The organism is Deinococcus cellulosilyticus NBRC 106333 = KACC 11606, from assembly GCF_007990775.1.
GTDB lineage: Bacteria > Deinococcota > Deinococci > Deinococcales > Deinococcaceae > Deinococcus_C > Deinococcus_C cellulosilyticus.
In genome coordinates, this window is sequence record NZ_BJXB01000008.1 from 94,449 (window position 1) to 118,677 (window position 24,229).

Sequence of the window (24,229 nt, forward strand, 5' to 3'; positions counted from 1 at the left end):
GTTCTATAATGACTAACGCATCAATCCCAGAGCCCTCGCCGGGGTGGCGGAATCGGTAGACGCAGCAGACTTAAAATCTGCCATCCGAAAGGGTGTACGGGTTCAAGTCCCGTCCTCGGCACCAACTTCCCTCCTGAATCCCCAGGGGGGAGTTTTTTGTTTGCTGCCACACGCAGCAGACTTACTTTTTAAATCATGGCTGCCATCCGAAAGGGTGGACTTCTCTCAAGTCCCGTCCTCAGCACCAAACTTCCCTCCTGAATCCCCAGGGGGGAGTTTTTTGTTTGCTGCCACACGCAGCAGATTTACCCTCTCAGATTCCTCAATTCACCTTCTGGCCTTGATCCCAGAGCCTGTGTTAACCTCCAGTCATGTTCATCAAGCCCAGGAAATTGACACCAGATTCAAAAATCGCCACCGTTTCTCTCTCGTCTGGTTTCGTGACGGATGTGCAGCACCGGTATGACGCTGCAAAACGCCAGATCAGGGAGACTTTCGGCTGGCAGGTCACGGAGGCCCCCAATGCTTTCAGGGGCTCAGAGTACCTGTACCGCAACCCCCAGGCCCGGGCAGATGATCTGCACTGGGCGCTCAGCAACCCGGACATTGAAGGGATCATCAGCATCATTGGTGGGGACGATTCCGTGCGTCTGCTGCCTTTTCTCGATCTGGACCTGATCTGCAACAACCCGAAGGTCTTCATGGGGTTTTCGGACAGCACCATCACCCTGATGCAATTTTTGCGTGCTGGCGTGGTGGCCTTTCATGGTCCGGCCATGCTGACCGATCTGGCAGAGCATGGCGGAATTCATCCTTATGTGAGGTCTTCGGTGGCACAGACGCTGATGGGCACTGCTCCTGTGAAGTTTGCTGCTGCACCAGAGTGGACAGGGCAACGTGTGGAATGGATGGACCCGGCTTTGCAGGAGGCAAGACGCCAGTTTGAGCCTTCTGAGGGCTGGGTGTGGCTGCAAGGTGAGGGGAAAGTCTCCGGTCACACCATCGGAGGGTGCATTGAGGTGCTGGACATGCTGAACGGCACCCCCGGATGGCCTGCTCCTGAACTCTGGAAAGGAGCGGTGTTGTGCCTGGAGACCAGTGAAGAGGCTCCTCCTCCTGCCCAGGTGGGCTACTGGCTGAGGAATTTCGGAGCTCAGGGGATTCTGTCCCATGCCAATGGTCTGTTGCTTGCCAGGCCCCACCGTTATCCTCCTGATTGGATTCCAGAACTGTATGGCTGGGTGAAGAAGGTGCTCTGGGAGTATGGCAGAGAGGACCTTCCTGTGGTGGCCAACATGGACTTTGGTCACACCAGCCCGCAGATGGTGATGCCACTGGGCATCCAGACCGAACTGGATGTGGAGAAAAGAACCGTTCGGATGCTGGAAGCTGCTGTGGACTGAATTTCGCAGAGGTACTCTGCAGGAACAGCAAAGAGGCATCTTGACAATGTAAAGTTATCGGGTTATCTTGACAATGTAAACATTTATGGGTCTGTGGGATTTGTTTCCTGCACTGGCCTGCTTCTCTTTCTGCACCCCCCATCTTCCCATCCCCCAGTCCAGCTTTACAGCGCTGTACTCGGTGGCCCTGGCTTTTGCCTGACGGAGGCACCCATGAACACCCTGGTCATCCTCGGACACCCGAATCCCGACAGTTACTGCGCCGCCCTGGCCGCACACTATTTAAAAGGTGCAGAAGCTGCAGGGCACACCACCCGACTGCTCAAATTGAATGAATTGAACTTTGACCTGAACCTGAAAGCGGGCTACCAGAAGCGGCAGCCTCTGGAACCAGATCTGGAAGAAGCACAAAGACTGCTCCTGTGGTGCGATCATCTGGTGGTGGTCTTCCCCACCTGGTGGGGTGCCCCCCCAGCCCTCCTCAAAGGCTTCATGGACCGTGTGCTGCTGCCCGGATTTGCCTTCAAATACCGCAAAAACTCCCCACTGTGGGACAGACTGCTCGCTGGCCGCACCGCCCGCATCATCGTCACCTCGGACGGGCCAGGCTGGTGGATGCGGTACCGTTATTTTGACCCTGCCATCCGTCTGGTCAAACAGACCACCCTGGAGTTCTGCGGCTTCACTCCTGTGAAAGTCACCCGGGTGGACAGCATCAAATCCCGCACCCCCGAACAGCTGCAAAGAGGCCTGGGGCAGGCAGAAAAAGCCGCTCAGGCAGATGCAAAACTCAGGCCTGCGAAACTCAGACAGGCCAGGGCTTGACGCGGTACAAAGACCATGCTATTATTCTCTTCGCTCCAAGCGAGCGAGGCAACGCGGGGTAGAGCAGTCTGGTAGCTCGTCGGGCTCATAACCCGGAGGTCGCAGGTTCAAATCCTGTCCCCGCAACCAAAATTTCCCCTGATCTTCGGATCAGGGTTTTTTCTTTTTGCTTCCTCCTCTGGATGTGCAATTGTCCTGTCACGTTTTGAACCCAGATCGTGTAAATTATTCGCATGTCACAATTCTCAAACTTCCAGCAATTCACCGTCATCTGCCCCGCCGCTGACCTCTCGAAGGCCTTCCAGGGCACCATCAACCAGTTCGCCCAGATTGGACAGCAGAGCGGCAAGGCCCGCAAAATCGTCAATGTGGAGCACCAGATTGCTTCCCTCAGCGAAGACCGCGTGGTCCTCAGCGTGATCTTCTACTTCAACGAAGAAGACCCCAACAACTGAATTCTGGATCGAATCGACCCTCCTGCGGTGCGGGAGGGTTTTTGTTTGGGGGTTTCTGAGGGTAAGATCCCCCTGCCTGTCGCTAGAACTCCAGGCTGTCCCCCTTAAGGAAGGGGGACTTGGTGTGCGTCTGGGATCACTGCGGGTACGATCCCCCTGTCCTTCGTTTCACTCAGGACTGTCCCCCTTAGCAAAGGGGACTTGGTAGGTGTCTGGGATGGTTTCCAGTTCAGTCTTTCATCAACCCCCTTTCGTTAAGGGGGGACCGCAGAGTGCAGCGATGCGCGGGGGGATCTTCACAAGCAAAATCTCCGTTTTGGTATAGACTAAGGGGCAATGACAGGAAAAACATACAAAACGATGTTGGGCTCTCGCGAACTGGTGATCGAAACCGGTAAACTGGCGAAGCTCGTGAGCGGTTCTGTCACCGTACGATACGGTGACACCATGTTGCTGGTGACGGCCCAGGGGTCCACCAGACCCTCCACGCTGGACTTTCTGCCCCTGACCGTTGAATTCGAGGAGCGCCACTACTCTGTGGGCCGCATTCCCGGTTCCTTCCAGAGGCGTGAAGGGCGCCCTGGTGAGAAGGCCATCCTGAGTGCCCGCATCACCGACAGGCAGATCCGTCCGCTGTTCCCCAAGGGCTTCCGTCAGGAAACCCAGGTGATCATCACCGTGGTGAGCGCAGATCAGGAGAACCTGCCTGATGTGCTGGGTGCAGTGGGTGCTTCTGCAGCACTTTCCATCAGTGACATTCCCTGGGCTGGACCCACAGGATGCGTGCGGGTGGGCCACATTGACGGTCAATTCGTCATCAACCCGACCGTCAAGGAACTTGAGAACAGCAAGATCGATCTGGTGGTGGCTGGCACCCGTGACGCCGTGATGATGGTGGAAGCTGGAGCCCAGAGTGTGGACGAGGAACTGCTGGTTTCGGCCATTGAGTTCGCCCACAAGGAAATGCAACCCCTGATTGCCCTGATCGAGCAGATCAAAGCAGAGGTCGGAAAAGAGAAATTCGAGTGGAATCCTCCCGTGGATGCCCTTGCTGAAATCTACCCTGCATTCAAGGAAGCTGCACTGGCTGCAGGCCTGAAAGACGTGCTCCTCACCGAAGGCAAGAAAGCCCGTGCCCATGCCCTCGATGAACTCCAGAGCAAGCTGATTGCCGAGCGTGTGACTGATCCTGAAGCAGAGGGAGCTGCCGAACTGACCGCCCTGCTGCAAACCGCTTTTGGCAAGGCCCAGAAAGAAGAACTCCGCAGGCTGATCATTGAAGACGACCTGCGTGTGGATGGACGCAACAGCAAACAGGTGCGCCCCATCTGGATCGAGACCACCCCCCTGCCCCGTGCCCATGGCAGTGCCATCTTCACCCGGGGGGAAACCCAGGTGCTGGGCACCACCACCCTCGGGACAGGCCGCGATGAGATCCTGATCGATGACCTGGGCACCGAAACCGGCGACAAGTTCCTGCTGCACTACAACTTCCCCCCTTACTCCACCGGAGAAGTCAAGCGCATGGGGGGCCAGTCCCGCCGCGAAATCGGGCACGGCAACCTTGCCAAGCGTGCCATCCGCGCCATCCTGCCCGAGTTTGAAGTCTTCCCCTACGTGATCCGTGTGGTGGGAGACGTGCTGGAAAGCAACGGCTCCTCTTCTATGGCCACCGTGTGCGCCGGATGCCTGAGCCTGATGGACGCCGGTGTGCCCATCAAGGCCCCCGTGGCCGGTGTGGCAATGGGTCTGGTCATGGAAGGCGAGAAATACCGCGTGCTGACCGACATCCTGGGTTCCGAAGACGCCCTGGGCGACATGGACTTCAAGGTGTGCGGAACCTCCGAAGGGGTCACCGCCCTGCAGATGGACATCAAGATCAGTGGCATCACCCCTGCCGTGATGCGTGAGGCGCTGGCACAGGCCAGAGAAGGCCGCCTGCACATCCTTGGCAAGATGGCCGAAGCCATGCCTGAAACCCGTCCTGAGCTGTCCAAGTACTCTCCACGCATCCTCACCACCAAGATCAACCCCGACAAGATCGGCGTCATCATTGGCCCTGGTGGGAAGAACGTGCGCGAACTCGAAGCCATGGGGGCACAGGTCACCATCGAGGAAGACGGCACCATCCGCATCTTCTCTGCTGACGCTGCAGCCGCAGAGGCCGTGCTCAAGCGTGTGCAGGCCCAGACCTACGAAGCCAAAGTCGGCGACGAATTCGAGGGCACCGTGGTCAAGATCGCTCCCTTCGGGGCTTTCGTGAACCTGTTCCAGGGGCAAGACGGCATGCTGCACATCTCCCAGATCAGCGAACAGCGCATCGAGAAAGTCGAGGACGTGCTTGCTGTCGGCGACAAGATCCGCGTGAAAATCGCTGGCGTGGACGACCGGGGCAAACTCGACCTGATCCGCCCCGAACTCGAAGGCAAAATCAAACCCCGCGCCCCCCGCAGAGGCTGATTTCTTCAGAGGTTCTTGCATGTTCCATGAGTACGGCAAACAGATTGAAGCGAAGGCTGATTTTACAGCCTTCTGCCTTCAGCCTTCAGCCTTCTGCTGCCGGAGGCACCCATGAGACCCCAGTTCTTCACTGCTGCCAAAATCCTTCGCAAAGCCCGCGAATCTGCCCTGCAGGGACGCACGGAAGAGGCGGTCCGGGAGTACCAGCGGGGGATCAACCTGCTGCGAACCCTGCCTCCTGAGCATGCGCGGGATGTGCTGCTCTCCCACCTGTACCTGGCCCACTACCAGACCCTGGTGCTTGAGGAGAAGACCCGGGAAGTGGCCCTGGAGTCCCTGCATCTGGGGGTCAGTTACGCCCGCAGCACCCGTGACCCTCTGGCCCGGGCCGTTGCAGAGGAATGCATGTCTGGGGCCAGTGTCCAGCTGTAGAGGTTCATCGATTCTTTATCTTTCAGCCTGTGGCCCTGTGCTGCAGGCTGTTTTCATGCTGGATTTCACCGTTTGAGCCCTGCACAGTCACAGGCTGCACACTTGATCGTCACAGATTTTTAACATATTGTCCCTTACGTTGGAGAAACCGTCTCCTTCCCTGGGCCTTGCTCTCTCCATTTCACAGCCTGGTTTTGATCTGAACACCTGCAATGCACCTGTGGTTGTATCGCAGAGGTTTTCTTTTGCATCTGGAGGTTCCATGAAACACCTGATCCCACTCACCGCATGTCTGTCCCTGTTGCTGGCCGCCTGTGGCAGCCCCACTCCACCCCCAGAGCCCAAAGTGGCCCCCAAAGTCAACGAGAAGACCCGTGTGGTCACGGAAGAGACCCGCAAAGCCCTGAGCAGTTTCACCTTCACCAATGCAGCGGCCTGCAAGACCTCCCCTGATCCCATCAAGAACCCGAATGCCATTCCAGCGCAGTGCACAGCCAAACTGGTGTTCTCCAAGTCCACCCCTTATCTGGCAGACCTGAAGGTCGGAGAGATGATGGTCAGTGGCATCGGACCGAATGCGCCTTACGGCTACCTGCAGAAGGTCACCAAGATCACCACAGCTGGAGGCCAGGTCACGGTCGAAACCCAGGCTGCAACGCTGGATGAAGCCCTCATTGAGGGAGAATTCTCAGAGGAAGGCAAACTCGGGGCAAAGCAACTCTCTTCCATGTCCCTGCGTCAGGGAGTGGTGCCTGTCGGTTTCGACAAGAATGCCATTGCCTCCCAGGGCAATTCCTTCAAGTTCGACATCAACACCGTGCTTTACGATGATGACGGCAACAACAGCACCACCAGTGACCAGATCCGCCTGAAAGGCAATTTCGAGCTGGTGGTGGACGATGGCCTGTCTTACAGCCTGAAGTGGAAAAAGGTGCTGGGGGTTCCGGTGTATCCCAAGGGCATCTATGTGCGGATGGCCTATGGTTTCAATCAGAATGCCAGTGTGCGGGTCGAAGCCGAATTTGCCAGGAGCATTGAAAAAGAAGTGGAACTGGCCAAATACACTTTTGATCCCATCACCTTCTTCATCGGGCCTGTGCCTGTGGTGCTGATTCCTTCGGTGCGCATCACGGCGGACCTGAAAGGCAACATCACCGCCAAGATGACCTTCGGGGCCAGTGAAAGCGTGGTGGCCCAGGCAGGATTTGAGTACAACGATGGGTTCAAGAACATCACCCAGTTCAGCAAGAGCTTCAACAAGTATGCAGAAATCGAAGGGGCCAAAGGCACCCTGGAGGCAGGACTGAACCTGCAGGGCGAAATCCTGCTGTACGGTCTGGTGGGACCTTACGCCCGGGTGCGGGGCAACATCACCATGGATGCTGCTGTGCCCAGAGATCCCGTCTGGACCCTGAGTGCAGGGGTGCAGGGCCATGTGGGCATTCACGCGGACCTGCTGGTGAAAACCCTCAATTATGATGCCCAGATTTTCAAGGAGACCTTTGAGTTTGCCCGTTCCGAAAACCAGAAACCCACTGTCAGCTTCAAATCGCCCAAAGAAGGCCAGGAATACAGCCAGAACGTAAAGGTGGAGAACATCTGCTTGCTGATGGACGATCTGGAATCCAGCGACCTGCAGGTGAGCATCAGCAGTTCCCTGGATGGCAACCTGCTCTCCAAGTCGGTGATCCGGGGAAATTTCAGCAGCACCTGTGTGCCCCCTTACGCCTTCAAGACGCTGGGGAACCGCACCCTGACCGTGACGGTGACCGACAAGGGTGGACTGACCGCCACAGCAACCCGGACCATCAACATCGTCAACAACCCCCCATCGGTGTTGATTCTGCAACCCACAAACACCACCAAAATCTACAAAAATGGCCCGACCCTGCTCAGGGGTGCCCTGATGGACCCCAACGAGAATCTGGACTGCAAGGCCTTCAAGTGGAGCAGCAGCAACCCTGCAGACAACAAGAACATGCCTGCCGATCCCTGCGGCGATGCCATGGTCACCTTTGAAACCGAGGGGACCCGCACCATCACCCTGGAGGCCCGGGATTCCCAGAACATGCCCGGCAGCGTTCAGGTCACCATCAACGTGCTGCCTGAGCCTGTCAACCATCCTCCGGTGGTGTCCATTGAGCAACCCAAGATGGGTGTGGATGGCAGTGGCAATCCAGTTCTGCCCTCCCTGCCTCCCCTTGACCAGACCATGACCCTCAAAGGCACCCTGCTGGACAAGGAAAAAGCCAGTCTGTCCTACTCCTGGGTGCTCAGTTACCAGCCCAGAGGCAAGGGGGTCACCTCCACCACCCTGCACAGCAATGCTGTCCCTGCGGGATCACTCACCCAGCACGTGGAGTACACCTTTGACCCTTCGGATCTCCTGCCCATTGCAGGGGGAACAGAGTTCAAGTGCTACGACGTGGAACCCCACAACATTTTCCTCAGGCTGGAGGTCAGTGACGGGGTGAACAGCACCGTGGTGGCCAGCATTCAACTGCAGAAGGGATGCTTCTGATGAAACAGCTTGTCCCGATGCTGACCCTGGCCCTGCTTGTGGGATGCAAAGGAGGGGAATCCACCCCTCCTCCCCCACCCTCCCAGGGTTTCAACCTGCTCCTCACCGACACCGAAATCACCCTGATGCAGGGTCAAAGCAAAGACATCACCGTGACCGTGAAGCCCGAAAACAGCTTTGATGGACAGGTGGGCTTCTCCCTGGTCCAACCCAGCCCGAACAAACTCGGGTCCCTGTTCAGTCCGGCCACCACCAAAACCACCACCAAACTGACCCTCCATGCTCCACTGGATCTGCCAGCCAATCAGTACTCCTTGTTTATCCGTGGGGTTTCTGGAGATGCAAAGGGGGTCATTGAATTGAAAGTCAATGTCACCAAATCTCCCCTGGTCACCGTTGGAGGCACGGTCCGCAATGTGATCGGAGGACGGGTGCAGGGGGCCACGGTGCGCATTCGGGGCGCGAACAACACCGAAAGCACGGACACCAGTGACGCTTCAGGCCAGTTCACCGTGAACCATGTTCTGCCGCCCTATACCGCCACCGTAAAATTTCCCACAGGCGAAACCCACACCTTCCCGAACCTGACCCTGCCCGATCCCAGCCTGAAGCTGTACACCAGCAACGGCGTCATCACGGCCACCGATGTGACCATCAGCGGCACCCTTTCTGGAGGGGTGGGCTTTCCCAACCCTGCAGGCACCGTCACGCAGGTGGTGTATGCCAGCTTGCTGGAAAACCTGGGCATCCAGGGATTCCTGCCTGGGAAAGGGGGACCTTACACCATCAAGATCAGCCAGATCAATGAAAAACTGGCCGAGGGACAGGTCTTTGCCCTGCAGTGGCAGGCCAACCTCAGTGGAGCCACCAGCATTCCCGTCAGTTACAAGGGCTTTGGGGCGAGCAGCAAATTCATTTCAGGGGGTCCCACCGCCGCTGGAAAGAACATCACCCTCACCCCAGTCACCCAGTCGGTGCTTTCTGGGACCATTGATGCACCGATCCCAGCAGGCATGACCGTCCTGTGGAAAAGCCTGGGGGCCGCTCTGGTGCCACGTGGAGGTTTTGTGCTGGCTGCGGATCACTCCAACAGCACCAGCTTCAGCTATCCCATTCCCACCCCGGAAGTGCTTCAGAACCGTTTTGTGCTGGCCGTTGGGGCCAGGAGCAGTCAGGGCAGCAGCCTGATCCTCAACAGGGGGAACCTGGGACCTGCCCAGACTGAACACTTCACCCTGAAAGTGCCTCCGTACCTGGCCTCACCCGCAGACACTGCCACAGGAGCCGGGAACGTGCTGCAGTGGAACAGGGGAACCTTCCAGAACCCCTTCTTCGTGGCCTGCTACAGAGACAGCCTTTCCGGGGCCAACCAGTGCGTGTACACCACAAACACCAGTTATGCGGCTCCCCTCGAGAAGAACATGATGTACACCTGGAGCCTGCTGGCCTATGACGGCTTTGCCACACCCGATGATTTTGTGAAACCTGGTGTGTGGTCTTTCGGGTACCCCAATGCGGGCAGCCTGCTGGATTTTGATTTCGGACTGACCAAAGAGCAGACATTCACCACTGCTCCTTGATGCAAGCAGAAGCAAAAGGCGAGGCTCAAGCCTCGCCTTTTGCGATTGGCTGCCAGAGCTCTTCCTCAGACAAGCCATTAAAACACAATCATTTTTGCTTTTGAAATTGATCATTTTAAATTCAGATCTTTCATTATTAATATATCAATTCCCTTTTAAAGAAATATATGCTTCACCGATATAAAATATTGCGCATGATTTTTAAGTCGTCCCAGGAGTGTGCTTAAGGTGCTTTAAGTTTATTTTTCTGTCAATCACCTGCCTTTCTTTTCGAGGCAACAAAAAGGGAGACCGATTTTGATCGGTCTCCACCAAGCCAACATATGGAGGTTGGTCTCTGGGTTGCCCCCAGTTGCGTTCATTATATTCAGAAAGTGTTTCTGTGGAAAGGGTGAGGCACAGGTGCATCTGTTACGATGGTCCCCATGCCTCATGTTCTGGGATTTGCATTTGATCCATCTGCAACACAAGTGGTCCTGATTCAGAAAAACAGGCCTGCATGGCAGCAGGGGAAACTCAATGGTGTGGGGGGAAAAATTGAAGAGGGAGAAACCCCTCTGCAGGCCATGTGTCGTGAATTTGAAGAGGAGACCGGGCTGAGGCTGGACAATTGGCAGCACTTTGCCACCCTGATCGGTTCAGGCCTGGAAGTGTTCTGCTTTGAGACCCGCACAGAACACCTGCATCTGCTTCACTCCTGCACAGATGAAGAGGTGAGTGTGTACCCCTTGCCAGACCTCCCTGAGCACGTTCACCACAACCTGCGTTACCTGATCCCGCTGGCACTGGATGTGCAGCTGAGAAGACCCGTGACCCTCAGTTACAATCTGTGAGCCCACAAGCAAAAGAGGAAATTGTTATTGCTGGTACGTCAAAATCCTGAGGCAACCCCGGGCGTTTTCACGCACACTGTTCTCTGAGAAGGAGGCTTCATGCCCGAACTGAAGTTTTACACCCTGGATGTGTTCACGGATGTGCGTTTTGGAGGAAACCAGCTTGCTGTGGTGCTCGGTGCCGAGGGACTGGAAACCGCACGCCTGCAACAGATTGCCCGTGAATTTCAGCTGGCAGAGACTGTTTTCCTGCTTCCCGCCGAAGGTGAGGGGGATTACCGTGCCCGCATCTTCACCACGGGACGGGAGATGACCTTTGCAGGTCACCCGACCATTGGAACCGCCCTGCTGCTGGCTTTCCTGGGAGAAACCGCAGGCAAGGAGGAGGTGGTCCTGGAGGAAATCGCAGGTCTGGTCCCGGTGAAGTACCGCTGGGAAAACGGGCAGGCGGTGTATGCCGAGCTCACCTCCCCCACCCCTCCAGAATTTCGCAAGGCTGAAGTGACCCCAAAGCAGGTTGCAGAAGTGCTGGGCCTGAAGGTGCAGGACATCCACACCCTGGAGGGCGTATCCTGTGGCACCCCCTACCTGATTGTGGAAGTGACTTCGCATGCGGCCCTGCAACACCTGCAGTTCAACTTGCCTGCCTGGGAAAAGCATCTGGAGAACAAATGGGCCGCCAATCTCTACGTTTTCTTTGTGGCTCCCCATGAGATCTACGCCCGCATGTTCGCACCAGAGCCCGGACTGCTGGAGGATTCTGCCACTGGAAGCGCAGGGGTGGCCCTCGCAGCCCACCTGGGGAACCGCATTCCGGAAGACCTGACCTTCACCTGGGTGGTGCACCAGGGCCTGGAGATGGGCCGTCCAAGCCGACTGGAGATCACTGCCGTCAAGGACGATTTTGAGGTGGTGGCCACCCGCGTGGGTGGCGCTGCAGTTCAGGTGATGGAGGGCATCCTGCGCATCTGACCTCTACATTTTGAAGACCCTTTTCCAGAGACAGGCCTCATCCCTCGTAGACCACGGTGATGGTGGCCTGTTCTCCATTCTGGATGCTCACCAGGAGAGTTCCTGGATTGGTGTTTTCACTGACCGACCAGGATTGGCTGGCATCTGCAAAAGTCACACTCCCAACCCCTCCAACGCCCAGTTGAAAGGTGGAGGTGGTGAAAAAGCACCTTCCACTGGCAACAGCTTCTATGAACTGTCCTCCTGGGGCAGGAAAGGCCTGACCTGCGGCCACCTGGGCCCCATTGAAGATGGAGAGGTTGGAGCCATATTCGTTGTTGTCGTACATGCACTCGATGCCTTCAATGAAAAGTTGAATGTCTCTGGTGCTGTTGTTGATCACGGTCAGGTGTGCGCCGTATCCCATAACATCCTCCTGAGAAAGAAAAGTTCTGGAGGTTTAAAGACCTCCAGAACGGGCAGGGGCTTGAGGTTGAGGTGTCTTGCGGTCTGTTTTTACGTTTGGTGCCTTCTAGAGGAGGGCCTGAGGTCTGAAGAGGTGGGAGGCCTCTTAACGGATGGATGGGTTGATCATCTGAGAGGTGTGGGCCAAAGTGCACCGCCTGTGGTTTGAATTTCGCCCGTTCGGCTTGATCCTGTTGTACTGCAGAGCCCGTTAACAGGGCGTTAACCTGCTGTTTGCGTGAATTTTCGGGGCACTGCACAGGGAAAAAACCCATATTCGTGCACCGAGTTTAAAATTCCAGGGCATTTCTGGGCTGCCACTGAGCTTTGAATCTATTCAGAGAATATGCATTGAGATTCTTCAGCGTATGCAGAGAACGCCAAAGAATCTCAGGAAGCATGACAATAAAAACCCCTTTTCAGTTTAATTTGTCATGTTTTTTCGTCTAGATCAAAGGTTGACACCAGCAAAGACAGGCTGTTAAGGTAAAGGCAATGAGCCGCATTCTGACCAGCATCGTGGTGGTAGTACTAGTACGCACAGGGGTTTCCCTCGCGTAGGCGGCAGGCACGTACTCGCAGAAGAAACCCCCGGGTCTACCAGATCGCGGGGGTTTAACGTTGAAATGAACGTTGAGAGGAGCAAAATGAACGGGGCACAAGCACTCTGGCAGACCTTGATCAACCACAACATCACCACCGTCTTCGGATACCCGGGCGGCGCAGTGATTCCCCTGTACGACGCACTCACCGGATTCCCCGAAATGCGTCACATCCTGGTGCGCCACGAGCAGGGCGCATCCCACGCCGCAGAAGGCTGGGCCAAGGCCACCGGAGAAGTCGGGGTGTGCATTGCCACCTCCGGCCCTGGAGCCACCAACCTGGTGACCGGACTCACCGACGCCATGATGGACAGTGTGCCCATCGTCGCCATCACCGGAAACGTGCCCCGTGCACTCATCGGCACCGACGCTTTCCAGGAAGCAGACATTACGGGCATCACCATGCCCATCACCAAACACAACTACCTGGTCCGACACGCCAACGACCTGCCCCGCATCCTCGCAGAGGCCATCCGACTGGCCCGCTCTGGACGCCCCGGTCCGGTGCTCGTGGATGTGCCCAAGGACGTGCAGCTTGAGCTCTTCAGTGGTGAGATTCCTGCTCCCCACGCCCGCCCTGAAAGCCCCTCCCCTGCCAGGGAAGCCATTGAACGGGCCATTGAAGCCCTCAAAAAAGCCCAGCGTCCCATCCTGATGGTCGGCGGCGGAGCCATGGACGCCTCAAAAGAGATCATCGAGTTTGCAAAAGCCTGGAACCTGCCTGTCATCACCACCCTGATGGGCCTGGGCATTTACCCTTCCAAAGATCCCCTGTGGCTCGGCATGCCCGGCATGCACGGCAGTGTGGCCGCCAACCGCGCCATCACCAACGCAGACGTGCTGGTCGGAATTGGCCTGCGCTTCGATGACCGTGTGACCGGCAAGGTGTCCCGCTTCGCCAAAAACGCCACCATCATCCACGTGGACATTGACGCTGCAGAAATCTCCAAACTGGTGCACGCCCACATCCCTGTGCGTGGAGATGCCGCAAAAGCCGCCCGTTACTTCGCAGACCATGCCACTTACCTGGAAAACAAAGAATGGCACGACAAACTCCAGGAGTGGAAGGACCGCTACGTGCGCCACCCCGTCTGGAGCGCCGGTTACGCCATCAAACAGATTGTGGACCAGCTCTCCGACGATGACATCCTCTCCACCGACGTGGGACAGCACCAGATGCTCGCAGCACAGCTTGCCCGATTCCAGAAGCCCCGCAGATGGCTGACCTCCGGGGGCCTCGGGACCATGGGCTTCGGCTTCCCTGCCGCCATCGGATCTGCCCTCGCTGACCCCGGCGTGCGCAGCATCGTGATCGCCGGAGACGGTGGTTTCCAGATGACTGCACAGGAACTTGCCACCCTCACCAAATACCGCATTCCCGTCAAGATTGCCGTCATCAACAACAGCTTCCTCGGGATGGTCAGACAGTGGCAGGAGCTCTTCCACGAGAACCGCTACAGCGAAGTGTGGCTGGGAGACTCCAACCCTGACTTCATCAAACTGGCCGATGCCTACGGCATTCACGCCGTTCGGGCCACCAACAGCGAGGAACTCGAAAGCGCCATTCAGGCCTGGCTGAACCATGACGGACCCAGCCTGCTTGAAGCCGTGGTGCCCAACGAGCACGGCGTCTTCCCCATGGTGCCCGCAGGTGCCTCACTGGAAGAAATGGTCGAGACCCACGAGGAAGCGAAACAGAAGCAATAAGCCGAGAGCCAAGCGGCCAGTGCGACGCGGGCCGCCCCGCAAGCACGTTTTCAGGCCAAGACAGGGCCGAGGGCCGAGGGCAACAGACAGGCCCTCGTTCCTGCTGGCTGAGCCAATGAAAAGGTGAACCATGAGTGCAAATCTGTACGGCGACACCCCCAGCAGCCCCACCAAAGACCACATCATCAGCGTGATCGTGCGAGATGAACCCCGCGTGCTGACCCGCATCACCAGCATGTTTGCAAGGCGTGGTTTCAACATCAAGAGCCTCTCTGTGGGCACCACCGAAAACCCCGGCGTGAGCCGCATGACCATTGTGGTGGGTGGAGACGACAACATCCTGCAGCAGGCCATCCGCCAGCTGGAGAAACTGATTGACGTCATCAAAGTGATCGACCACCGCGAAGAGAAATTCGTGGACCGCGAACTGGTGCTGGTCAAAGTCACCATCACCCCCGAAACCCGCGTGGAAGTGCGCCACATTGCCGAGGATTTCCGTGCCCGCATTGTGGACGTGGGCCGCTACGCCCTGATGTTCGAGGTGACCGGCGACGAGGGCAAAATCACCGCCTTCATCGAGCAGATGCGCCCCTTCGGGATCATCGAAACCATGCGCACAGGCCGCGTGGCCCTCTCCCGTGGCTCCAACGCCGACATTCCCACCCAGGTCTACACCGATGGAGGCAGCAAGAGCCTGGAGCCTGTGCTGGGGGATGTGGAGATTTAACCCCAAACACCTAGAGCGATCATTTCCCTTTTCCTGACAGACAGGTAAAGTAATCCAAGACAGCATCACCCCGAAGGAGTCTTACACAATGGCGACAATGTACTACGATCAGGACGTTTCCTTAAGCCCCCTCGAAAACAAGACCGTGGCCATCATCGGTTACGGCTCCCAGGCCCACGCACACGCCCAGAACCTCAACGAGTCTGGCGTGAAAGTTGTGGTCGGTCTGCGTGAAGGCAGCCCCAGCGTGGAGAAGGCCCAGAAGGCCGGCCTGCGCGTGGAAACCATCGAGAAGGCCGTGCAGGAAGCCGACGTGATCATGCTGCTGATCCCCGACGAGCACCAGGCCAAAACCTACAAAGAGAGCATCGAGCCCAACCTGACCGCTGGCAAAGCCCTGGTGTTCGGTCACGGCTTCAACATCCACTTCGGACGCATTGTGCCCCCCGCAGACGTGGACGTGTTCCTGGTCGCCCCCAAAGGCCCCGGCCACATGCTGCGCCGCGTGTACGTGGAAGGGGCAGGCATGCCCGGCATCTTCGCTGTGTACCAGGACGCCACCGGCAATGCCCGTGACCTTGCCCTGGCTTACGCCCGTGGCATTGGCTGCACCCGTGCAGGCGTGCTGGAAACCACCTTCAAAGAAGAAACCGAAACCGACCTGTTCGGCGAGCAGGCCGTCTTGTGCGGTGGCCTGACCAGCCTGATCCAGAACGGCTTCGAGACCCTGGTGAATGCTGGCTACCAGCCCGAAATTGCCTACTTCGAAGTGCTTCACGAGTGCAAACTGATCATCGACCTGATCTACGAAAAAGGCTTCAAAGGCATGCGTTACTCCATCTCCAACACCGCAGAGTATGGCGATTACGTCACCGGACCCCGCGTGGTGGCCGCCGAGAGCCGCAAAGCCATGGAAGAAGCCCTGGCCCGCATCCAGAGCGGCGAGTTCGCCCGTGAATTCGTGGCCGAAACCGAAGCGGGCTACCCCAAGATGAAGCAATGGCGCGAAGAAATGAACGACCACCCCCTCGAAGTGGTGGGCGCAAAACTTCGCAGCATGATGCCTTTCATCAGCAAGAAAGAACTCGAAGTTTAATTTTCAGACTTCACAGGAACTCGGGGGTGAGAACCCTCGGGTTTTTTGTTTGAAAATCAGAAGCCCAGCTTTTGACTCACTGTCATGGTCATTTTTGGACCTTTGTGATAATCAAATTTGAGGGCAACTTCAGCCGTATGGGTTTGTCCTTCAAAATGAGTTTTAGAAGAGAGATGCCCTGCGTAAAGTGCAAATTTGTGTCTGGTCACCCTTCCCTCGAAGACAGCTTCTCGCTCAAAAAAGGCCTGTGCCGTGTCCCGTGTTTTCTGGTCCAGTCTCAATAACCATCCCAGCAACACATCCAGCCCTCTCCAGAGGAAAAATGGAACAATCAAAAACAGGATTTGCAAAACAACTGATCCTGCACGGTTGTTCTGAAATAGACTGGAAATGAAAGGGATGCGGTCTGGATACACACAGGTACAGATCACATGCCAGATGACGAGTCCTCCAATGCCACCGAACAGAAGCAGAAGCGTTCCAAAAAATCCAAGAGCATTTGCAGCACGTCCAGCTCTAACAAGGGGTGGATGATCAAAATAAACCTCATTCATTCTGGTTCAACTTACGACAGCTGGGCCAAAAAAGTTCTCTGTCAGAATTTGATGTCACCCTCAAGGTTCTGAAGCCCGATTTTTGCCTCCGAATGAAGCACGTTCAACAATCCATCCCTGAATGCGTGCTAAGATGGTAAATTCGGAGGGCGTTAGGTGGAAGTGTACCCGGCTCGAATCAAAGAAGTTGCTCCAGGGAGTCCTGCACAGCGCGCAGGCGTGAAGCCTGGCGATCAGTTGTTGCGTGTGAACGGTCAGGCTGTCACAGACATCCTGGCTTACAGATACCTTTTGGAGCAGGGGGTGGCCACACTGGAAGTGGCCAAAACCCGTGATTTTGATCAGCCCAGCTTCACTTTTCAGCAGGACCACCATACCCTGAAACCCGTTGAAACAGCGGAAACCTTCACCTTTGATGTGGAATGGGAAGACCCCGGTCTGGAGTTTGAAGAGGTGCTCTTTGACGGCATCAAGAAGTGCGCCAACAAGTGCGACTTCTGCTACGTGCACCAGATGCCACGGGGCTTCAGAAAGAGCCTGTACATCATGGATGACGATTACCGTCTGTCTTTCCTGTATGGCTCTTTTGTGACCCTCACCAACCTGACCGAAGATGACATCCAGCGGATTCTCAATGAAAACCTCTCCCCTCTGTATGTCTCGGTGCACACCACCAATCAGGACCTGCGTCAGGACATGATGAAGTGGTGGAAACTGAAGGTCAAAGACCAGCAGGCCACCGACATCAAGCACATGATTGAGCGTCTGGAGTCCATCGACCTTTACACCCAGATTGTGATGCTTCCGGGCCGCAACGATGGGGATGAGTTCGACAAAACCATGGCTTACCTGACCAGCCGCCCCAATGTGCTCTCTGTGGCCTGTGTGCCCGTGGGCCTGACCGACCACCGCACCAATCTGGCCCAGGTGCCCACCTTCAGCCCTGAGCAGGCGAAAGATGTGATCCGCCGTGCGAATGTGTGGAGAAAACGCATGCTGGAGGAGCGTGGAACCCGCTTCATCTTCCCATCAGATGAGTTTTACATCCTGGCAGGTCTGCCCATTCCTCCTGAGGAGGAGTACGAGGGCTTCCCCATGCTGGAAAACGGTGTGGGCATGGTGCGGGACTTCCTGAACGAGCCTCTGCCTGAGCTCCCTGAGGCCCTGGAAATTCCCCAGAAGGTCATTCTGGGAACAGGGAAACTCTTTGCACAATCCCTGGACCTGGCTGTGGAACCCCTGCGCAAGATCAAGGGTCTGGAAATCGAGGTGCGCAGCGTGACCAACCGCACCTTTGGGGAGAACACCACCGTGGCAGGTCTGCTGACAGGTCGCTGCTTCCGGCATGCCGTTCAGCCTTCCGAGGCAGACCTCTTGATTGTGCCTCCAACCACCCTGAGGTACGGCACAGAACTGATGCTGGACAACATGAGCCTGACGGAGCTTTCCCAGGACCTCAGGATGCCGGTGCTCCCTGGAGGGGCCACCCTGGGTGAACTGGCCCGCATCATCCTCAAGCAGGGTGCAAGTTCGGGTCTGCAATTTGGTTATTCCGCCCATGCGGTCAAAGAGCAGCGCGGTCAGGCTTAAATTCTGGGCGTAAAAGAGTACACTGAATACGTGGATTACGTTGTTTTTGACCTGGAAACCACCGGACTCTCACCGGAGCGGGATGGCATTGTGGAAATCGGGGCCATTGTGGTGCGAGATGGGCAGCTGATCGAAGAGGAGATCTTCCATACGCTGGTCAACCCTGGGCGTCCCATCCCCTATCACGCCACCAGAGTGCATGGGCTCAGAGATGCAGATGTTCGGCATGCCCCCACCATCGAGCAGGTTCTGCCTGAATTCTTGACCTTCATCAAAAGAAAACCTCTGGTTGCCCACAACATCAGCTTTGACATGGGTTTTATTCAGGCCAATGCCCGAAAACTGGGGCTGGATTTCCCTCCCCGGGCACAGATTTGCACCATGCAACTTTCAAGACGGGCCTATCCCCAGGAGCGCAGCCACAAACTGGATTTGCTGGCCTCCCGACTTGAACTGACCTTCACCGAACGCCACAGGTCGATGGGTGATGTGCGGGTCACTGCGCAGGCTTTCATTCACCTGTCGCGGGCTTTGCAGGTGGGCATGTGATGTGCCTGTAAGAAAGTCTAAAAAACAAAAGAAAAAGAGGAGGAACATTCCTCCTCTTTTTTGGTGGCTGTGAATTACTTCTTGCGGCCCTTGCGGGTTGCACCAAGCTTCTTGCCTTTTTCTTCGCTGGCTTTCATTTTGGCGCGGGTGGCTGCTGCCTGTGCCTTGAAATCCAGTTCCCCTTTGGCAAAAGCTTCGAGGCTGGGTTTGACTTTGCGGGTGCGCTTGTTCTGGGTGAGCTGGTCGTCGAGATCGTTGAACCACTGCTCGAAAGCGGGGTTCACTTCAAAGACCATTTCTTTGGCGCTCTTGCTGTAGGAACCTTCCTGTCCACGTTTTGCGTATTGCTTGGGCAATTCGAAACGCTCAGGAACTTCAGTGGCATCAAAAACCCCGTCTCTTACTGCATTGCGGAACTGACGGACGAATTGATCGCTGCGTTGTGGGTTCTTGAGCAGGGCCACCTGTTCACTTAGTCTACGTAAATTCATAAAAGCACACTCCTTTGCTTCGAGCTATTTTATTCACATTTCAGTTCTCTTTGCAAGCCCACATTGATAAACAGAATTGTGCATGATTGATGGATTTTTAAAAAATGATCTGGGCTCAAAATCCTCTTTAACGCACTGATTTACAGCTGGGCAAAAGATTTACTCAGCCTGGCTTCACCTGAGGTTCATGTGGGTGATCAGGGTTTCATGAAAAAGCAGAGCAAAGCTCAACTTTGTGGTGCCCCGAGCAGGTCAACAAGTTGCTGGTGAAGGGCTTCCAGTTGCTGACCGGGCAAGACAGGACGGGCATGGACCTCATGCACCTGATCGAGGGGCACCCAGCTGATGCAGCCGAACATTTCTGGCGTTTCAGTGAGGACAAAAGAAGTTTCCAAACTGAAAACTTCAAGAAGAAGAACATGCAAATAGGGTTTGTTCCGGTAATTGAAACGTCTTTCAATCGCTTTCGAATTCAGGGCCTGTAATTTTTCAATTTGCAGAGCCACATCCAGATCCTCGATTTTCCATACCGCCCTGACCCTGGCAAATGCTGAAAATGCCACTTCACTCGGCGGGTTCTGGTCCAGAATGAGCGGGTGGTGTTCTTCTTTCAATTCCAGTTTGTTCTGGTGAAGAAAAGTCGGGTACAGGAAGAACTCGCGGTGTTCGATTTCGAACTCCAGGTTCTTTTCGATGATGCCCCCCTTGCGGACCAGCACCGCATACTGCCCGCTGAGGAGAAGCTGAACCTGGGCATCCCATTCCTTGAGGCCATACATGCTCTGAACAGTCATGCCCTGGAGTGTAAGTTTCCCCACCCCCTCTACACAAGGCCCTTGAGAGAATGAACCAGGCTTGCTAGAGTGAGATGGATGTATTCGGCCTGCGCCACCACCATTATTCTCTAGGCGGTAACGTTCCAAAACGTTGCCGCTTGAAACCTGCCCTCCAAGGCAGGTTTTCGATTTGAAGAGACCGGTGAAACACAGGTGCGGCCCGGGAGGTTTTATGCGTTTAGCCATTGTTGGAGCCACAGGAGCAGTTGGACATGAATTCCTCAGGGTGCTCGAAAACAGCCCACTGCAGTTCAGCGAACTGCGGCTGTATGCCTCTCCCCGCAGTGCAGGCAGCAAACTCACCTTCAAAGGCAAAGAAATCACCGTCGAGGTGATGCCCGAGGGTCCCATCGCTGCAGACGTGATTCTGGCTTCTGCCGGGGGCAGCATCTCCAAGACCTACGCACCCGTCTGGGTGGAGGGAGGTGCTGTGGTGATCGACAACTCCAGCGCTTTCCGCTATGACGCAGATGTGCCGCTTGTCGTTCCTGAAATCAATGGAGACGCTGCACTGAAGCACAAGGGCATCATCGCCAACCCCAACTGCACCACCGCCATTGCTGCTGTTGCCGTGTACCCCCTGCACCAGAGGTTCAAGGTCAAGCGCATGATCGTCTCCACCTACCAGGCCACCAGTGGGGCCGGAGCCAAGGGCATGGACGAACTGCTGCACGAAACCCGCCGTTACTTTGATGGCGAGACTGTGGGCAACCAGGTGTTCGCGCACCCCATCCCCTTCAACCTGATTCCTCACATCGACTCCTTCCAGGACAACGGTTACACCAAAGAAGAGATGAAAGTGGTCTGGGAAACCCACAAGATCTTCGGCGATGACTCTTTCAAGGTGTCCTGCACCGCTGTGCGCATCCCCACCCTGCGTGCCCACAGCGAGGCCATCACCCTGGAACTCGAAAAGCCCGCCACCCCCGAAGAAGCCCGCGAGATCCTCAGCAAAGCCCCTGGTGTGCAACTGGTGGATGACCCCGGCAACAAGGTCTACCCCATGCCCCTGAATGCCAGCGGCAAGTATGACGTGGAAGTGGGCCGCATCCGCGCCAGTCTGGTGTTTGATGGCGGTCTGGAACTGTTCGTGTCCGGGGACCAGTTGCTGAAAGGTGCTGCCCTGAACGCCGTGCAGATTGCCGAGTACCTGCAAGCCAAGGGTGCCCTGCCTTCTGGTGAAGTGGCTGCCGGGTAAGACAACACACCCATTTGTAGCTTTCGCTTTTAAACCTCACCTCCCTTTCCCTTACCTTGGGAAGCGGAGGTGTTTTTTGATGGGCAGGAACTCACTCGTGCTGGGAATGGTTTTGCTGGCATCCTGCAGTTTTGCAGCAAGCAACCTCAAACTTCAGAAGGTCATTGATGGCCTCAACAATCCGCTGGGCATCACCAGCGCCATGGACGGCAGCAACCGCCTGTTTGTGGTGCAGCAGGTGGGCCTGATTCGCATTGTCAAGAATGGCAAGCTGGTTTCAGAGCCCTTCCTGGACATCCGTTCCCTGACCCGTGCAGGCGGAGAGCAGGGGCTGCTGGGGCTGGCTTTTGCTCCCGATTATGAAAAATCAGGCTTCTTTTTTGTCAATTACACGGATCGCAATGGGAACACCCAGGTGGTGCGCTACAAGGTCAGCAAGAACCCTGATGTCGCAGATGCCAAAAGCGCCCAGAAAGTCATCAGCGTGGATCAGCCTTACGCCAACCACAACGGTGGGCACCTGGCTTTCGGCAAGGATGGTTACCTGTACATCGGTCTGGGAGATGGAGGCTCTGGAGGAGATCCTCAGAACCACGGCCAGAACCTGAACTCCTTGCTGGGGAAAATGCTGCGTCTGGATGTGAGTGCCCTGCCCTACAAGATTCCAAAGGACAATCCCTTTGTGGGCAAGGACGGCAAGGATGAAATCTGGGCCTATGGCCTGAGGAACCCCTGGAGATACAGCTTTGACCGCCAGACCGGGGACCTGTGGATCGCAGATGTGGGTCAGAATGCCCTGGAAGAGGTGAATGTCCAGAAAGCCAGTTCCAAAGGGGGCGAAAATTACGGCTGGAGGCTGATGGAAGGCACCCGCTGCTACAACCCCTCGGACAATTGTGACCGGGGGAATCTGGTCAAGCCTGTCCATGAGTACCCCCGTTCTGAAGGGGTGTCCATCACGGGTGGGGTGGTGTACCGGGGCAAGGCCATCGCTGACCTGAAAGGCACCTACCTGTTTGGCGACTTTGGCACCGGGAAGCTGTGGGGCCTGACCCTGAATGGCAGCAAGGCCAGCAACAAGCTGCTGCTGGACACCGGAATGCAGATCAGCAGTTTCGGTGAGGATGAGGCAGGTGAGGTCTACATCACCGATTACAGCGGCACCCTCTACAAACTGACCGATTGATCTACCGGGTGCTCTCCGCAATCCAGCGGAGGTACTTTTCCTGACCCTCTTTGATGTCCAGAGCAATGACTTCCGGGGTGTCGTAAGGGTGGAGTTCAAGAATGCGCTGCTCCAGGGCAGCGTATTTTTCTGTGGTGGTTTTGATCAGCATCAGAATTTCACTGTCCTGATGGATCTCTCCCTGCCAGTGGTACAGGCTCAGGATCTGGGGGATGAGGTTGACGCAGGCACAGTGTTTCTCTTGCAAGAGGGTGTGGGCGAGGGTGCGGGCACCCTCCAGATCGGGAGCCGTCACCAGAACCATCTGAAATGCAGGGTTCGCCATGCCATCAGTATAAAAGCATTGACAGTATCCCTAGTTTTTCTATATAGTCAAACTATAAAGGAGGCAATGATGAGCCAACACATGCTCAAGGGGCATCTGGACATGATCCTGCTGTCGATCATTGAACCTGAACCCACCTACGGCCTGCGCATCATTCAGGAAGCCCAGTTGCGCACCGAGGGGTACTTTGATTTCAAAGAAGGCAGCCTCTACCCTGCCCTGCACCGTCTGGTGGAACAGGGCTTCCTGAGCACCGAAATGCGGCCTTCCAGCACTGGAGGGGCACCCAGAAAGTACTACTGCATCACCGAAAGCGGCAAAAAAGAGCTGGTCCAGAAACGCGAGGAATGGAAAACCTTCTCCCGGGCCGTCAACAACCTGGGGGGCATCGGATGAGAGAATTGCAGCGTTATCTGCAGCAGGCCACCAGAGGGCTGCCTGCACACCAGAAACAGGACCTGTGGCAGGAACTGGAGGCGGACATCCTGGAACGGGTCGGGCACCTCAGAAGTTTTGGCCTGACCGAGCAGGAAGCCCTCCAGAAGACCCTGGCCCAGTTCGGTGCAGCCCACAGCATTCAGCAAGGCATGCATCAGGTGTACACCGTTCCCAGAGTGACGCGCTGGTTTGCTGGCCTGATGGCAACAGGCAGCCTGGTTGTGCTCAGTTCTGCTGCCGCCACCACCACCATTGCCACCCATGCCTTTGGCTGGACCTATCTGTATGCAGCCCTGGATGATCTGAAACAGCAACTGACCGAACAGCAGGTGAAGGTGGAACAGAGCCAGAGTGCCCTGAATCTGGTCCTTCCTGCTGGACAGCAGGTGTCTTTGCCCCTCACGGAGTTCAACCACCAGGACAACCATCTGGTTCTGAACAATCTGCTGGATGCTGCCCTGCGGGCCAACCTGAACATCTCGGTGACAGGCTGGGAGACCCTGAATGTCCAGCTTGAGCAGGTGAAGTTGACCCTGAGTGCCCCGATCAAAGCCACCCGGACTTACCGCCTGTGGGAAGGAGAACAGCAGAGCAACTTCAAAAGCTGGTATCAGGAAGCTGCGCGTGGATGGTTCGAATATGGCCTCTACAAGAAAGATGCTGCCCTGGCAAAATCCACCCCACTTCTGACCGCAGACAGCACCCTGAAAGGCCACAATCCTGCCCTGGCAAACCAGATTGTTGCTGCTGCCGTTTACCGGGAGGGCCATGAGGTCTACACCGACGCCACAAAAGTGGACGCCCAGGGCAATTACACCCTGAAGGTCCCCTCTGGCACCTACCGGATGCTCCCCAGACGGGCAGATGTGCAGAACAACACCCTGGGACTGATGGTGTTTTCTGGGAAATACACTTCTGGTGCCAGCAAGCCATTCACCATCATCCCCACCCAGCAAAAACAGCTCAAAGTTCAGGCCCGGCAGACCGTGCAGGTCAAGTGATGCT

Annotated in this window: 23 protein-coding genes and 2 tRNA genes; 20 read left to right on the forward strand and 5 right to left on the reverse strand. The window is 56.3% G+C overall.

Annotation, left to right across the window (positions count from 1 at the left end; genetic code table 11):
• Positions 1–37: 37 nt before the first annotated feature.
• The 11 genes from DC3_RS10500 (at position 38) to DC3_RS10550 (ending at position 11,481) form a co-directional block, all read left to right on the forward strand.
• Positions 38–124 (forward strand) — tRNA-Leu (locus DC3_RS10500).
• A gap of 247 nt (positions 125–371) precedes the next feature.
• Positions 372–1,403, forward strand: coding sequence for a S66 family peptidase (locus tag DC3_RS10505; RefSeq protein WP_146884319.1), 1,032 nt, complete (start codon positions 372–374; stop codon positions 1,401–1,403).
• A 213-nt stretch (positions 1,404–1,616) separates the two neighbouring features.
• Entirely contained in the window at positions 1,617–2,228 is a 612-nt protein-coding gene (locus DC3_RS10510) for an NAD(P)H-dependent oxidoreductase (protein WP_146884320.1), read from the forward strand.
• A 52-nt stretch (positions 2,229–2,280) separates the two neighbouring features.
• Positions 2,281–2,357, forward strand: a tRNA-Met gene (locus DC3_RS10515).
• 104 nt (positions 2,358–2,461) lie between these two features.
• Positions 2,462–2,683 carry a hypothetical protein gene (locus DC3_RS10520; protein ID WP_146884321.1) on the forward strand — a complete coding sequence of 74 codons (222 nt, stop codon included), beginning with the start codon at positions 2,462–2,464 and terminating at the stop codon, positions 2,681–2,683.
• Positions 2,684–3,019: 336 nt separating this feature from the next.
• On the forward strand, positions 3,020–5,143 hold the full coding sequence (pnp, locus tag DC3_RS10525) for a polyribonucleotide nucleotidyltransferase (RefSeq protein WP_146884322.1): 2,124 nt from the start codon (positions 3,020–3,022) through the stop codon (positions 5,141–5,143).
• A 111-nt stretch (positions 5,144–5,254) separates the two neighbouring features.
• The gene (locus DC3_RS10530) at positions 5,255–5,575 is read left to right on the forward strand and encodes a hypothetical protein (protein ID WP_146884323.1); all 321 of its coding nucleotides are present in this window, start codon (positions 5,255–5,257) and stop codon (positions 5,573–5,575) included.
• 262 nt (positions 5,576–5,837) lie between these two features.
• Positions 5,838–8,096, forward strand: a complete 2,259-nt coding sequence (locus DC3_RS10535; RefSeq protein WP_146884324.1) for a DUF5011 domain-containing protein — start codon at positions 5,838–5,840, stop codon at positions 8,094–8,096.
• The gene (locus DC3_RS10540; protein WP_186815961.1) at positions 8,096–9,676 is read left to right on the forward strand and encodes a carboxypeptidase-like regulatory domain-containing protein; all 1,581 of its coding nucleotides are present in this window, start codon (positions 8,096–8,098) and stop codon (positions 9,674–9,676) included. Before DC3_RS10535 ends, DC3_RS10540 begins: the two co-directional genes overlap by 1 nt.
• A 425-nt stretch (positions 9,677–10,101) precedes the next feature.
• Positions 10,102–10,509 carry an NUDIX hydrolase gene (locus tag DC3_RS10545; protein WP_146884326.1) on the forward strand — a complete coding sequence of 136 codons (408 nt, stop codon included), beginning with the start codon at positions 10,102–10,104 and terminating at the stop codon, positions 10,507–10,509.
• Positions 10,510–10,608: 99 nt separating this feature from the next.
• Positions 10,609–11,481: a PhzF family phenazine biosynthesis protein gene (locus DC3_RS10550; protein ID WP_146884327.1), complete on the forward strand. Its 873-nt coding sequence runs from the start codon at positions 10,609–10,611 to the stop codon at positions 11,479–11,481.
• Positions 11,482–11,518: 37 nt separating this feature from the next.
• Here DC3_RS10550 and DC3_RS10555 read toward each other — a convergent pair whose 3' ends face one another.
• The gene (locus DC3_RS10555; protein ID WP_146884328.1) at positions 11,519–11,887 is read right to left on the reverse strand and encodes a hypothetical protein; all 369 of its coding nucleotides are present in this window, start codon (positions 11,885–11,887) and stop codon (positions 11,519–11,521) included.
• A gap of 685 nt (positions 11,888–12,572) precedes the next feature.
• Between DC3_RS10555 and ilvB the strand changes: the two genes are divergently transcribed.
• The 3 genes from ilvB (at position 12,573) to ilvC (ending at position 16,057) form a co-directional block, all read left to right on the forward strand.
• A complete protein-coding gene (ilvB, locus tag DC3_RS10560; protein ID WP_146884329.1) occupies positions 12,573–14,234 on the forward strand; it encodes a biosynthetic-type acetolactate synthase large subunit in 1,662 nt (553 codons plus the stop codon).
• Between the two features lie 130 nt (positions 14,235–14,364).
• Positions 14,365–14,961 (forward strand): acetolactate synthase small subunit, encoded by a 597-nt coding sequence (gene ilvN / locus DC3_RS10565; protein ID WP_186815962.1) that lies wholly within the window; start codon positions 14,365–14,367, stop codon positions 14,959–14,961.
• A gap of 88 nt (positions 14,962–15,049) precedes the next feature.
• On the forward strand, positions 15,050–16,057 hold the full coding sequence (gene ilvC / locus DC3_RS10570) for a ketol-acid reductoisomerase (protein ID WP_146884330.1): 1,008 nt from the start codon (positions 15,050–15,052) through the stop codon (positions 16,055–16,057).
• A 56-nt stretch (positions 16,058–16,113) separates the two neighbouring features.
• Here the strand turns inward: ilvC and DC3_RS10575 are convergent, their stop codons facing one another.
• A complete protein-coding gene (locus DC3_RS10575) occupies positions 16,114–16,611 on the reverse strand; it encodes a hypothetical protein (RefSeq protein ID WP_146884331.1) in 498 nt (165 codons plus the stop codon).
• A 156-nt stretch (positions 16,612–16,767) separates the two neighbouring features.
• Here DC3_RS10575 and DC3_RS10580 point away from each other — a divergent pair, with 156 nt between their 5' ends.
• Together DC3_RS10580 and DC3_RS10585 are read left to right on the forward strand one after the other, a co-directional pair.
• Positions 16,768–18,201, forward strand: coding sequence for a DUF512 domain-containing protein (locus DC3_RS10580; RefSeq protein ID WP_146884332.1), 1,434 nt, complete (start codon positions 16,768–16,770; stop codon positions 18,199–18,201).
• Positions 18,202–18,231: 30 nt separating this feature from the next.
• On the forward strand, positions 18,232–18,750 hold the full coding sequence (locus tag DC3_RS10585; RefSeq protein WP_146884333.1) for a 3'-5' exonuclease: 519 nt from the start codon (positions 18,232–18,234) through the stop codon (positions 18,748–18,750).
• A 74-nt stretch (positions 18,751–18,824) separates the two neighbouring features.
• Here DC3_RS10585 and DC3_RS10590 read toward each other — a convergent pair whose 3' ends face one another.
• Together DC3_RS10590 and DC3_RS10595 are read right to left on the reverse strand one after the other, a co-directional pair.
• Positions 18,825–19,241, reverse strand: coding sequence for a hypothetical protein (locus DC3_RS10590; RefSeq protein ID WP_146884334.1), 417 nt, complete (start codon positions 19,239–19,241; stop codon positions 18,825–18,827).
• Between the two features lie 227 nt (positions 19,242–19,468).
• Positions 19,469–20,035, reverse strand: a complete 567-nt coding sequence (locus tag DC3_RS10595) for a DUF1802 family protein (RefSeq protein ID WP_146884335.1) — start codon at positions 20,033–20,035, stop codon at positions 19,469–19,471.
• Positions 20,036–20,249: 214 nt separating this feature from the next.
• Here DC3_RS10595 and DC3_RS10600 point away from each other — a divergent pair, with 214 nt between their 5' ends.
• A complete protein-coding gene (locus tag DC3_RS10600; RefSeq protein ID WP_146884336.1) occupies positions 20,250–21,275 on the forward strand; it encodes an aspartate-semialdehyde dehydrogenase in 1,026 nt (341 codons plus the stop codon).
• A gap of 79 nt (positions 21,276–21,354) precedes the next feature.
• Positions 21,355–22,461: a PQQ-dependent sugar dehydrogenase gene (locus tag DC3_RS10605; RefSeq protein WP_146884337.1), complete on the forward strand. Its 1,107-nt coding sequence runs from the start codon at positions 21,355–21,357 to the stop codon at positions 22,459–22,461.
• 1 nt (position 22,462) lies between these two features.
• On the opposite strand, the gene cutA is transcribed toward DC3_RS10605, so the two are convergent.
• The gene (gene cutA / locus DC3_RS10610) at positions 22,463–22,786 is read right to left on the reverse strand and encodes a divalent-cation tolerance protein CutA (RefSeq protein WP_146884338.1); all 324 of its coding nucleotides are present in this window, start codon (positions 22,784–22,786) and stop codon (positions 22,463–22,465) included.
• Positions 22,787–22,855: 69 nt separating this feature from the next.
• Between cutA and DC3_RS10615 the strand changes: the two genes are divergently transcribed.
• Together DC3_RS10615 and DC3_RS10620 are read left to right on the forward strand one after the other, a co-directional pair.
• On the forward strand, positions 22,856–23,182 hold the full coding sequence (locus DC3_RS10615) for a PadR family transcriptional regulator (RefSeq protein WP_146884434.1): 327 nt from the start codon (positions 22,856–22,858) through the stop codon (positions 23,180–23,182).
• Positions 23,179–24,225 carry a permease prefix domain 1-containing protein gene (locus DC3_RS10620; protein WP_146884339.1) on the forward strand — a complete coding sequence of 349 codons (1,047 nt, stop codon included), beginning with the start codon at positions 23,179–23,181 and terminating at the stop codon, positions 24,223–24,225. The genes DC3_RS10615 and DC3_RS10620 overlap by 4 nt, the downstream gene beginning before the upstream one ends.
• The last annotated feature ends 4 nt before the right edge of the window (positions 24,226–24,229 follow it).